At 37.7% G+C, this 11,844-nt stretch carries 14 protein-coding genes and 1 tRNA gene; 8 read left to right on the plus strand and 7 right to left on the minus strand.

The genetic code is table 11. From position 1 onward, the window contains the following. Positions 1–161 precede the first annotated feature (161 nt). Together GGR22_RS09090 and GGR22_RS09095 are read left to right on the plus strand one after the other, a co-directional pair. Positions 162–1,088, plus strand: coding sequence for a DUF58 domain-containing protein (locus GGR22_RS09090; RefSeq protein ID WP_182493366.1), 927 nt, complete (start codon positions 162–164; stop codon positions 1,086–1,088). An 86-nt stretch (positions 1,089–1,174) separates the two neighbouring features. Further along, positions 1,175–1,248 (plus strand) — tRNA-Asp (locus GGR22_RS09095). A gap of 186 nt (positions 1,249–1,434) precedes the next feature. Here GGR22_RS09095 and GGR22_RS09100 read toward each other — a convergent pair. Continuing rightward, the gene (locus tag GGR22_RS09100; RefSeq protein ID WP_182493367.1) at positions 1,435–1,935 is read right to left on the minus strand and encodes a DUF456 domain-containing protein; all 501 of its coding nucleotides are present in this window, start codon (positions 1,933–1,935) and stop codon (positions 1,435–1,437) included. Between the two features lie 58 nt (positions 1,936–1,993). On the opposite strand from GGR22_RS09100, the gene GGR22_RS09105 reads away from it, so the two are divergent. Further along, positions 1,994–2,473, plus strand: coding sequence for a hypothetical protein (locus GGR22_RS09105; protein WP_121376273.1), 480 nt, complete (start codon positions 1,994–1,996; stop codon positions 2,471–2,473). Between the two features lie 5 nt (positions 2,474–2,478). Here the strand turns inward: GGR22_RS09105 and GGR22_RS09110 are convergent, their stop codons facing one another. Both GGR22_RS09110 and GGR22_RS09115 read right to left on the minus strand, forming a co-directional pair. Beyond that, positions 2,479–3,600 (minus strand): glycosyltransferase, encoded by a 1,122-nt coding sequence (locus tag GGR22_RS09110; protein WP_182493368.1) that lies wholly within the window; start codon positions 3,598–3,600, stop codon positions 2,479–2,481. Next, a complete protein-coding gene (locus GGR22_RS09115; RefSeq protein WP_182493369.1) occupies positions 3,588–4,532 on the minus strand; it encodes a lysylphosphatidylglycerol synthase domain-containing protein in 945 nt (314 codons plus the stop codon). The genes GGR22_RS09110 and GGR22_RS09115 overlap by 13 nt, the downstream gene beginning before the upstream one ends. A 22-nt stretch (positions 4,533–4,554) precedes the next feature. On the opposite strand from GGR22_RS09115, the gene ruvC reads away from it, so the two are divergent. The 5 genes from ruvC to GGR22_RS09140 all read left to right on the plus strand — a co-directional run bounded on the left by ruvC (position 4,555) and on the right by GGR22_RS09140 (position 8,312). Beyond that, positions 4,555–5,109, plus strand: coding sequence for a crossover junction endodeoxyribonuclease RuvC (gene ruvC / locus GGR22_RS09120; RefSeq protein ID WP_121376020.1), 555 nt, complete (start codon positions 4,555–4,557; stop codon positions 5,107–5,109). Positions 5,110–5,152: 43 nt separating this feature from the next. Continuing rightward, a complete protein-coding gene (gene hemW / locus GGR22_RS09125) occupies positions 5,153–6,292 on the plus strand; it encodes a radical SAM family heme chaperone HemW (RefSeq protein WP_182493370.1) in 1,140 nt (379 codons plus the stop codon). A 73-nt stretch (positions 6,293–6,365) separates the two neighbouring features. Next, positions 6,366–7,130, plus strand: coding sequence for a cyclase family protein (locus GGR22_RS09130; RefSeq protein ID WP_182493371.1), 765 nt, complete (start codon positions 6,366–6,368; stop codon positions 7,128–7,130). Positions 7,131–7,135: 5 nt separating this feature from the next. Then, the gene (locus GGR22_RS09135; RefSeq protein WP_182493372.1) at positions 7,136–7,507 is read left to right on the plus strand and encodes an MmcQ/YjbR family DNA-binding protein; all 372 of its coding nucleotides are present in this window, start codon (positions 7,136–7,138) and stop codon (positions 7,505–7,507) included. A 52-nt stretch (positions 7,508–7,559) separates the two neighbouring features. Then, positions 7,560–8,312, plus strand: coding sequence for a PH domain-containing protein (locus tag GGR22_RS09140; protein ID WP_182493373.1), 753 nt, complete (start codon positions 7,560–7,562; stop codon positions 8,310–8,312). A 47-nt stretch (positions 8,313–8,359) separates the two neighbouring features. On the opposite strand, the gene GGR22_RS09145 is transcribed toward GGR22_RS09140, so the two are convergent. The 4 genes from GGR22_RS09145 to GGR22_RS17180 all read right to left on the minus strand — a co-directional run bounded on the left by GGR22_RS09145 (position 8,360) and on the right by GGR22_RS17180 (position 11,696). After that, a complete protein-coding gene (locus tag GGR22_RS09145) occupies positions 8,360–9,460 on the minus strand; it encodes a DUF4407 domain-containing protein (RefSeq protein ID WP_182493374.1) in 1,101 nt (366 codons plus the stop codon). A gap of 251 nt (positions 9,461–9,711) precedes the next feature. Then, entirely contained in the window at positions 9,712–11,196 is a 1,485-nt protein-coding gene (locus tag GGR22_RS09150; protein ID WP_182493375.1) for a M56 family metallopeptidase, read from the minus strand. Continuing rightward, positions 11,193–11,564, minus strand: coding sequence for a BlaI/MecI/CopY family transcriptional regulator (locus GGR22_RS09155; protein ID WP_121376027.1), 372 nt, complete (start codon positions 11,562–11,564; stop codon positions 11,193–11,195). The genes GGR22_RS09150 and GGR22_RS09155 overlap by 4 nt, the downstream gene beginning before the upstream one ends. A gap of 3 nt (positions 11,565–11,567) precedes the next feature. After that, a complete protein-coding gene (locus tag GGR22_RS17180; protein WP_262671878.1) occupies positions 11,568–11,696 on the minus strand; it encodes a hypothetical protein in 129 nt (42 codons plus the stop codon). Positions 11,697–11,844: the final 148 nt, after the last annotated feature.

Genomic DNA, 11,844 nt, shown 5'->3' on the forward strand with positions numbered 1-11,844 from the left:
CAGTTGACGGGTCAAAGTGAGGTCGTTTCAGGGTGTCAACCACAGTTGACAGGTTAAAGTGAAGTCATTTCAAGGCGTCAACTGCAGTTGCTACGGAGAGCAGAAAGCAGAATACCGTTTTTTAATTTTTAAATCAATCAATCTTTCAATATATTTGAGGTATGAAGATTGAATCGCAAATAGAAAAAATATCCAGCTTTCAGCATCTGGAATTGCTAGCCAACCAAATCGTCGAAGGATTTATCTCTGGAATGCATAAGAGTCCGTTTCATGGATTTTCTGCAGAATTTGCAGAGCATAAAGTGTATAATGCAGGCGAAAGTACCAAACACATCGACTGGAAGCTTTTTGCGAAAACCGATAGGCTATACACCAAGCGTTTTGAAGAAGAAACCAATCTCCGCTGCCATCTGATTATCGACAATTCGTCTTCAATGCATTATCCGAAACTAAGCGAAGGCCAGCAGTTTTACGAAAGCAAAATAGGTTTTTCTGTTTTGGCATCTGCTGTATTAATGAATCTGCTCAAGAAACAGCGAGATGCTGTGGGATTGAGCGTCTATTCGGATACGTATGAATATTATGCTCCAGAAAAAGGCAGTGACCGCCACCACCGAATGATTTTGAACAAGCTGGAGAATCTGCTGGCCGAACCAAAACAATCCCGAAATACCGATACGGTTATGTTCCTGCATCAGATTGCTGAAAAAATGCACCGCCGTTCGATGATTATCTTGTTTACGGATATGTTCCAGCCTGGAAACGAAGAAGCATTGCTGAATGCCTTGCAGCATCTAAAACACAACAAGCACAAAGTCGTCCTTTTTCATGTCATCGACAATAAAACAGAATTAAACTTTGATTTCGACAATACGCCGAGGAAATTTATTGACCTCGAATCGGGAGAAGAAGTAAATCTTTTTGCTGATAACATCAAAGAAGAATATGAAAAGCGAGCCGAAAGCTATTTCAAGAAGCTATCGTTGACCTGCGCGCAAAATAAAATCAAATATGTTCCTGTCGCGGCAGGCAAAAATTTCGAAAAAATCTTGACAACATACTTGATTGAAAAACAAATGTTTGGATAAGTTCTTAAAAAAAAGTTTAATTTTTTTTGCGAAAACGCTTGCAGAAGTAAAAAACTGTGGTATATTTGCACTCGCAATTAAGCGCTGGTTTGGTAGTTCAGTTGGTTAGAATACATGCCTGTCACGCATGGGGTCGCGGGTTCGAGTCCCGTCCAGACCGCTAAATTGGGAGAAGCCTTTCGAAAGAAAGGCTTTTTTGCCCAAAAAGGTTTTTAAGATTAGTTGTGTTGTTTAGGTACGAAAGTACCAGGTTTAGTAGTTAGACCAATGAAAAGCTTTCCATTCACTTGGAGGGCTTTTTTGATTTTAGATAGCCCGTGTACTGCTGCTAATGGAACAGCTCTGACTAAAACCAGATTTCCCGATACTGCCATACTTTGTAAAGGAAAAGTCCCAAAAAGCCCATACATACCACAAACTTTATAAAAGTAGAAGCCAGAAATCCTATAAACGATCCTGTAGCTGCTTTTAGCGCACGTGCGTGATCTTTGGAGTCATACATCATTTCTCCTATAAAAGCGCCCAGAAAAGGACCGATAATAAAGCCAAACGGAATCGGCGCAAGCAGTCCTACGACAAGTCCGATGTTGGTTCCCCAGATTCCATAAGAACTTCCGCCAAACCGCTTTGTTCCCTTTGCGGGAATTACATAATCTAAAATACCTGAAATGATTGCCAATACAAGCGTGATTCCTAATGTCCAATACTCCGTTTCAATTCCGTCACAAAAATACAGCAGGAGCAGGCCTATCCAAGAGAGCGGCGCATCTGGAAGAACGGGAAGGAAACTGCCAAGAATTCCTCCGATCATGCAAATAAATCCGGCAATCAATAAAAAGTATTCCATAAATTAAATTTAGTATTTTTGAAATGTGTAATATTACAAAATGCCTGCCAATCATAGTATGAGAAAACTCACAGCAATTCTTTTTTTAGGACTTTTATGCGCTTCTTGCCAGAATCTTCAAAAACAGGAGATTTCTGAAGAAGAACTGCTCAAACAGGAGCTCCAAAAAATTAATTGGAACCAAGTAGACGAATTTCCATCTGTGGCGACGTGTGACTCCATCAAAGACGAGGCGACTCGGAAGCAATGCTTTTTTGACTTCCTTACCGTTACGATCCAGCAGAAATTGGATCTGGACACGTTGTCCATTCTTTATCCACAGATTGATACCATACAAGTCAAAGTTACGGTTTATCCCGATTCTAGATTAGAATTTGAACCGCAATTTCCTGTGGATAGCTTAGCGTATGATAAGATAAAAATCGACAGCATCCTGCATGCTAGGCTGACGGACTTCCCAAAGATAAACCCAGCGTTGAAAAGAGGAATTCCAGTAAAAACACAATTTATCTTGCCGGTAATCTTGAATGTAGAATAAGTGCCCTAGAATTTTCTTCCCTTCCACTCATACCTTCCAAACAAAGAATACAAAGCGACAGCTACGCTAAAGAAAGGATAGACCAGATTGCTAATCAGAAAGAATTTGACCGATTTTGGTTGTAAGAACTTTCCGGTTTGGTATAATAGAGAAAAGTCGACGAATATTTTTACCGCAAAGAGCAAGTACCACGTCCAAAACGAAAAGAGATGCGCCAAAGTCAGCAGCAATCCTAAAACAATAGCCAGATTGCCTCCAAAAACAACCAATGCCAGTATTTTTCCGAAAAGACTTTGGTACGAAGCAGCTTTTGAAGCCCAGCGTACTCGTTGGTGAAAAACAGACTTCCATTCGTCTAAGGGTTTTGTAAGCACGATGTTTGCTTCCGATTTCAAATAATGTACTTTCTCAGGGTGTTTTGCTACAGCTTTCTGCAATAAGAACACATCGTCGCCACTGGCAATGCCATTATTGCCGTCAAAACCATTTAGGCCAAGAAATAACTCTTTCTTGTATGCCAGATTTGCGCCATTGCACATAAACGCTTTCCCGATTCCGAAACTTCCGATGGTAGCTCCCTGCAGGCTCATGAGGTCGATCTGCTGAAACTGATGCAGAAAAGAATCTTCTGCGCTAAAAGCTACAGCTCCGGCAATCATTGATGGTCCATGATTCTGGATATAACTGTCGATGGCTGTCAGCCAATCTGGATTCACAAAACAATCTGCATCGGTCGTAATGATCCATTCGTTATCGATACTATTTATAGCGGTTGAAATGGCATCTTTTTTCGGCGAGCCGGATTTTCGTATGTTGTCAATTATGTTGGAGTGAAAACTTAATGCCGGAAAGTTTTGGATGACCGAAACAGAATCGTCTGTAGAAGAATCATCGACGAAGATAATTTCAAATTGGGCTCTCGGGTAATTAAGCTGCGTAAAAGAATGCAGCAGTTCTGGAAGACGATCGGCTTCATTTCGAAAAGGAACGATGATGGAAAAATTGGTCTTTGGCTCAGCAGCCAGATTTTTAGAAACCGCAATTCTTCTAAACCCGTAGGCCAGCCACAGAATAAAAATAGAATAGATTCCGACGATTCCGAAAAATACAAACGCTATGATTTCCATTTCGATTTAAAATTAAAAACATAATAACTTCCTAAGAGAACAGGAAGGACTACGTTCAAAAACCACATCAAGGTACTAATAAAAACAACAATCCATTCATTCACGCCCAACAATCCGAAGAAATACACGGCCACGCTTCCTTTAACAGCAAAATCTAAAAACTGAAATGTAGGCAACGAAGAAGCCAGAAAGTAAACGCTCGTAATTGCTGCCATTAATAGAAAATAAGGCAATTCGACATCAAAAGCTAGAAATAGAAAGTAGTATTGGTGTGAAAAAATCAAGTAGCGGCAGATGGCCAGGACTATATTTTTTTGATGGATCTGTCTTGGAATTTCATTGATCTTTTCAAATAAAAGAGCTAAGGAATACCCTTTGATGGTAATTTTTTTCAAGCCGAACAGCAGGCCGCAGACCAAAGCCAATAAACCAAACAGCAATAGGATGTTTTTAGTTGAAACGATTGGGAATTTGTAATTAAAATAAAGCAATCCTAGAGTACCAAAAACAATCGTCAAGATCATCTGGATTCCGTTGCAGATCAGGTTTAAGAAGATGACTTTCTTAGCCTCCTTCTTCTTAAAATATAAAGTTTTGGCGCCGTATTCGCCTATGCCGTTTGGCGTAAAAATAGAAGCTGTCAAGGCACTAAGAACTTGTTCTGTTGCTTTGCCGATAGAAATTCTTTCGATAACCTGAGCCAGATTTTGCCATTTCAAGATTTCAAAATAGCGGTTAAAAAAACTGAAAGACAAAAGGAATAAGATGCCCCAAAATGATTTCTTGCGGTCTAATAAATCCAGAAATTTCTGCCAGTCCAATTGCTCGTTATGAGCCAATTGATTCCATATAAAATAAAATGCGCCGCCAACAATCAAAAGTTTGGTCAGAAACACTAGGAATTGTTTAGCTTTGTGAGGAATTGCAATCATTCGGCAAAATAACAAATTAAAATTGGCAAACGAACGTATCATATTAGGAATTGACCCCGGAACAACCATTATGGGTTTCGGATTGATAAAAGTCATCAACAAAAAGATGGAATTCCTCCAGCTGAACGAATTGATCTTAAGCAAATATGACGATCATTATACCAAACTGAAAGTTATTTTTGAACGGACTATCGAATTGATAGAAACCCATCATCCCGATGAAATTGCAATTGAAGCGCCTTTCTTTGGCAAGAACGTACAGTCGATGCTCAAGCTGGGCAGGGCGCAAGGCGTTGCCATGGCGGCGGGACTTTCGCGACAGATTCCGATTACCGAATACGAGCCAAAAAAAATAAAGATGGCGATTACCGGAAACGGAAATGCCACAAAGGAGCAGGTGGCCAAAATGCTCCAGCAGCTTTTAGGCTTAAAAGAATTGCCTAAAAACCTAGACAGTACAGACGGACTGGCCGCAGCAGTATGTCATTTTTTTAATTCAGGGAAAGTAATAGGCACAAAAAGCTATTCGGGTTGGGATGCTTTTGTGAAACAAAATGAAGATAGAGTAAAAAAATAGCCGATTTTTATCCGTAGGAGAAAATCAAAGCTTAAGACGAAACATGAGCGGCATATATATTCACATACCTTTTTGCAAGCAGGCCTGCCATTACTGCGACTTTCACTTTTCGACTTCCATGAAAAAGAAAGACGAGATGGTGCTGGCTTTGGCGAAAGAAATGCGTTTGCGAAAATTAGAATTCGATAATGAAACTGTAGAAACGATTTATTTTGGAGGCGGAACGCCTTCGGTATTGTCGATTTCGGAATTGCGATTTTTGATTGATGCGGTGTATGAGAATTTCAATGTGGCAGAGAATCCAGAAATTACATTAGAAGCCAATCCAGATGATTTGTCTGAAGGCCAAATAATCGAATTTTCGAAGAATCGAATCAATCGTCTCAGCATCGGCATCCAATCTTTTTTTGAAGAAGATTTGAAAATGATGAATCGGGCGCACAATGCAGAAGAAGCCAAGAAATCATTAGAAATTGCGACGCGATATTTCGACAACATTTCTATCGACCTGATTTATGGCATTCCAGGAATGACTAATGAAATGTGGAAACAGAATATTGAGACGGCGTTACGCTACAGTGTTCCACATATTTCAAGCTATGCGTTGACGGTAGAGCCAAAAACGGCCCTGAAAAAACTAATCCAGACCGGAAAAATCTCTGAGCCAAAAGACGATGTTGCCCAAGAGCATTTTATGATTTTGGTTGACACGCTTCAAGAGAACGGTTTTATCCATTATGAACTGTCCAATTTTGGAAAGGAAAACTATTTTTCTAAAAATAACTCGGCCTATTGGCTGGGGAAAAAGTACATCGGCATCGGACCTTCGGCCCATAGTTATGACGGCATTTCGAGAAGCTGGAATATGGCAAACAATGCACTGTATCTAAAAGAAATAGAAGCGAATAATCTGCCGAATGAAATCGAGATTTTATCGCAAACAGACCGCTATAACGAGTATATCATGACGGGATTGCGTACTATTTGGGGCGTTTCGCTGGATCGGATTGAAAAAGAATTTGGAGAAAGCAAACTGCAGTATCTGCAAAAGCAATCGGAGAAATTTCTTTCCGACGGACTGCTTTCTATTGAAAATAAAATCCTCAAGACGACTCCAAAAGGAAAGTTTTTGGCAGATGGAATTGCAAGTGATTTGTTTTTGATAAATTTGGATGATAATTAAAGGCAAGTCGGGTCCAATTCTTCAATAAGATGCTAAGCCTAGACCTAATGCAACAACCAAAATTTTGCTTTGAATGATAGCTAGAATCCAACATAAAGACCAAAATTTCGAAGTAGATTTATCAAAGCCGATAGATATTTCACTGCCGTTGACAAATACAGATGAAAATCCGATTGCTTGGTATATTGAAAAACCGGTAATCGAACCCGTTCGTTTCGGCCATTGGGTAGGAAAAGTTTCGGAAGGAAGTTCTTCCACGAATTTTAATAATATTTTCTTTAATCCGCACGGACACGGGACGCATACGGAATGTCTGGGGCATATTACCACAGAATTCTACAGTATCAATCAGCACTTGAAGACATTTTTCTTTACGGCTGAAGTCGTTTCGGTCGAGCCAGAAATCCGCGGCGAAGATTTAGTCATAACCAGAAGCCAAATTGAAAAAGCGTTGGAAGGAAAGCTTCCAGAAGCCATCGTTATCAGGACATTGCCGAATTTGCAAGAAAAACGTTCTAAAAAATATTCCGATACCAATCCGCCTTATCTTGAAGAAAAAGCGGCGGTTTTTATCCGAGAAAAAGGAATCAAGCATTTGTTGATTGATTTGCCAAGCGTCGACAAAGAAAAAGACCAAGGAAAATTGCTGGCACACAAAGCTTTTTGGAACGTAAAAAATACCCAAGAACTCAATGACGATGCCAGGCTGGATGCGACGATTACAGAATTAATTTTTGTTCGTGATGAGGTAGAAGACGGAAGTTATTTGCTCAATCTCCAGATTGCTTCTTTTGAAAATGATGCGAGCCCTAGCAAGCCAGTACTGTATAAAATATAAGATAAATGGATATACAAGCTTATTTTGAATACTGCCTTTCCAAAAAAGGAGTAACCGAACACTTTCCGTTTGATGAAGATACGTTGGTGTTTAAAGTCGGCGGAAAAATGTTTGCGTTATCGTCTTTAAATGGCTGGGAAAAAGGAACGCCGTCTATCAATTTAAAATGCGATCCGGAACGCGCAGAAGAGCTTCGCGCCGAGTTTGATGATATACAACCAGGCTATCACATGAGCAAAGTGCATTGGAATACGGTTTCATTGAATGGCGATGTTTCTGATAAATTTGTGAGAGAATTGATTGACCATTCCTATGATTTGGTTTTCAAAAGCTTAACAAAGAAAATCCAAACCGAAATTATTGAATTAACAAATTAGGTATTACTTTTGTTGTATAAAAAGTCTACCAATACAGTAACGTAACTGAAAGATGAAAGAACAAATAAAAAAATTTTTAAACGAAGAACAAGATCCTAAAGCGATTGAAAAAATCACTTCGAAACTGACCGATTTGCTTATGAAAAATGAGGAAGTTGGATACATCGGGGTACAGAAAAAGCCTGCCATTACTGTTTTTCCAGATAGTATTGTTCTGACCAATAAAAGAATCATTATCTGCAAGCCTAAAAATTTAGGTCTGTCGATGGATTTCACAGATTATACTTGGGATGATATTGCTGGAACTTTTGTAAAGGAGAATATTCTAGGTTCGGAATTTTCGTTTACGACCAAAACAGACCTGACGATTTCTATCGATTATATTCCTAAAACCCAGGCAAGAAAGATTTATACTTTCGCAAAAGAACAATTGGATATTTTAAAAAATGGAGCAATTCCAGTAGCTGAAACTTTTGTTGAAGAACCAAAAATGGATGTTTTTCAAGAAGAAGCTGTCATTCCTGAAGTTTTTTCAGAAATAGAAGAACCAGAAGCAATTGAAGAAATGGAAACAGAGGAAGTGACCGATTTTGCAGAAATAATTCCAGTTTCGCAATCGGGCTATCGCGATGAAAAGCAATATCCGGATGAAAAACCAGAAGTTGCAAAAGAAAAAACAATGGGAGAATTATCGCAAGATGAATTGTTTGAAAAGCTGCAGAACTATAAAAAATTGCTAGATAACGGATTGATTATGCAAGGGGAATATGATACTTTGAAAAAAGAAATCTTGAGCCACATGTAGTTTAATAGATAACCCTTTCAGAGTTTTAAACTCTGAAAGGGTTAATGCTAAAAAGTTCTTTTCTGTTTTTCAACAAAATTGTTAGCTTGTAGTTCTAACAATTCTTTTGCCTTGCTTCTTTGCAGATTAAACAATTCCTTATCAGAAGCGATATCTTCATATACCTTATCGTGCATTTGAGCGCTAGTTTTCACGAGCAATTCCCTTTGGTACTTGTCCTGATTGATTGTCGCTTTCAGAGCCGTTTCTAAATCTTCGAGCTTAAAATCGTATTCGCCTTTTGGAGACAGTAATTTTGCGATAATCGGAGAAGTTTCGATGGCCAAAAACAACAGCATAATAAAGAAAGAAGGCAACCAAGGCAATTTGTTCAAGGCATTGATTCTTGCCATCAGACCATCAAATCCATCGATGATTGGCTGTGTTTCGGTTACTTTTTTGTCTAAATCGGCTTCCAGTTTTTTGGACAGCTTTTCAGCTTCTGCAATCTTTGCTAAATTGGTTTTTCTTAAAGTATCCAATTCTGATTTTGCCAGATCGTGTTTGGCAATTTTTTCCTTAAAAACAGGACCTTTGCCCAATTTTTTTGTCCCAGCAGTTCCTTCAGCTTCCGTAATATAGGTTGTGTACAGCGTATTGACCTCTTTCTCTTTTTTGGCCATCTCAGATTTTAGGCTCTCGATTTTGGCTTTATTTTTCTCTAAGTCTGATTTGAAATAATTAGCGACTTCTTTTTTATTGTTTAAGGCCATCGCGTTTTTCTCTTTCAATAAAACGGTGTTGATTTCCTTTTCGAAAATCTTAATCTCTAAAGGTTTTGAAATTACGATCGCAATAATTATGGCAAGTGCAATCCTTGGCGTTGCTTGGATAAATTCGTTTGAAAAGCTATCCCTTTTTCGAATGGTCGAAACAATAAATCGATCCAGATTGAAAATGAGTAGTCCCCATACAAATCCAAAAAACATTGCTGCATAAAGATTGTCGAAAACGGTATAAAGTGCATAACTGCTGGCAATAAAAGCCATGACGGCTGTGAAAAATACGGTAGCTCCAATTCCCGCATATTTGTTCTGTTCGCCATTGGAACAGCCTTCGATGATTTTTTTGTCTACACCGGAGCAGACAATAAAGAAGTGTTTTAACATAATGATTGATGATTAGCATATTAGAAACATGTCCAATATGAGATGATTGATGATGATGTCTACAAAAGTAACGCCAATTTTTTGATTATGGTATAAACCGTTGATAGGTTTTGGCTTAGAGACAAAAAAATCCGCTAAACTAGCGGATTTATAATGGAAATTATAACTAACTATTGTAATTTTTTCCCTTTGTCGTTTACTCTATTTCCCCATCTGTCAAAATACTTTTTGTTTCCGTTTTCAACGGCATACTATAAGGTTTGCCCATTGGCATTTACATATTCGGTTTTTTCGTTTTCTTTTTTAGATTTGTTCGCTTTGTAAGGAACCAATTTTATTTCTGGATTTGCCTTTTTTTTAATTATCTTCTCGAAAACTTCCATTTTATCACCAGCATATTTCTCGGGATCTTTACCCATCTCGTTTTTATCAAAATAATCATGAGTATAAAACGAATATTGAAATGGCTGCGGATGTTTTTTAGTCCTGGCATTTTTTAAGATTACGCTTCCAGAAAAATAGGCAATATCAGAGGGTTTGAATTTATTCAATTCACTATTCCTGACATTTACTCCATCGACCCAAATGGCATAATTCTTTACATTTTTAAAACCGTCTAACTCTTTTTGTGTTGGCGAGTTCTTTACATACCCTTTGGGAACTAAGAAGAGCCATACTTTTAAACGTTCTTTGTCTTCCGCCGTTAATTCTTCATAGACTTTGTTAAATATAATGTCTTTACCTTCTACTCCTTTTTTTGTCTGGATTCCATATTTATAGATGATAAATCGGGTGCCAGCATAATAAGAAGCTTCTCTTTTGTCTTTTTCATTAAGTGCTTCTTTTTTTGCCGTGTTTTGCATCACTTTTTCTTGTGCTACAGTTTTTACACACGTGAAATAAATGATTCCGGTTAATAAAGGTAATAAAGCTAATTTCTTAGCTATAGCTATGTTTTTAGATGTCTTTTTTGTCATCATGATTAATCGTTTTTTGGTTACTGAAAAATTCAAATTACTGGCCAAGTAAAAGTTGTTGTTCCACGATGCTTTTTGCAAGAGCAGGCTTTGGTAAAAAGGGACATTATTATACGATTCTACCACTTTCTCATCTGCGAGAAATTCATGATTTAGCTGTATCGCTTTTTTATAAAGAAGTAATAGAGGATTGAACCAGAATACTGTCTTTATGATTTCAATGAACAGGATATCATAGCTGTGTCTTTGCCTTACATGAGTCAATTCGTGAGTGTATAATTCTTCTTGTATGTTTCGGTTGTTATAATCATCGCCATTTATGAAAATGTACTGCAGGAAAGTATGAGGTAGCGACTTTTCTCTTACCAATACTAATGTGGAATAGAAGAAGGAGACCGTCCTGTTTTTTCTCACTTTTGAAAGCAAGGCATATATGTTTTTGCCAAACCTAACAATAAAGAAAATCGTTACCGCAGCATATAAGCTCCAAAGTAATATTGGAATATAATTTACATCTTCTTGTTTGATAATAGCTACAGTTTCATTTTTTGTCAGAATCGGATTTGGAAGAAGTAACGGTTTTGAAATGGATTCGACTGCTATTTCAATCGTTATGAAAGGAAGAGCAAAAGAAAACAATAGGCTGAATAAAAGATAAAATCTGTTGAAGGTATGCATCTTCTCCTTTTCTAGAAAAAGATGGTATAAGCCTAAGAGCAATGTCAAGCTTATGGTCGATTTGATTAAAAAGTCGATCATTTTTTCTTTTTTTGGATTTCTTTGTCGATAATCTTTTGAAGCTCTTCCAATTCGGTTTTGGTCAAATCGGTTTCCGTCGTAAAAAATGAGGCAAATTGTGAAGCTGAATTATTAAAGAAATTCTTGATCAAGCCGTTCACGTGTTTTGAGAAATAGTCCGTTTTTTTGACTAGTGGATAATATTCTCTGGAGTTGCCTATTTCAGTATATGTTACAAATTTTTTGTCAATCATTCTTTTCAGCAGCGTAGCCACAGTTGTGGTTGCTGGTTTTGGCTCTGGATAGCATTCCAGTAAATCTTTCATGAAAGCCTTTTCAAGCTTCCACAGGTGTTGCATTAACTGTTCTTCTGAATTGGATAGTTGCATTTTTTATTGTTTTATTTCTGTTTCATTAAGTATAGCACCGTTTTCATACGTTCTGATGCCTATAAGTTGGCCGCTTTCGTCATAAAATTTCCAGTCGCCATTATAAAACCAGTGCATTTCATTTTCTGTCAAGACTTAGATACTGTTTTTGTAAATTTCATTCTACAAAATTAGAATTTACTCTACAAATGTAGAAATAAAATTCAATTCTACAAGTGTAGAGCAAAGTTTTTTTTGGAAATAAAAAAATCCGTTCGATAAGGAACGGATTTGTATGAAT

This window comes from Flavobacterium gossypii (assembly GCF_014138495.1).
GTDB classification, from domain to species: Bacteria; Bacteroidota; Bacteroidia; order Flavobacteriales; family Flavobacteriaceae; genus Flavobacterium; species Flavobacterium endophyticum.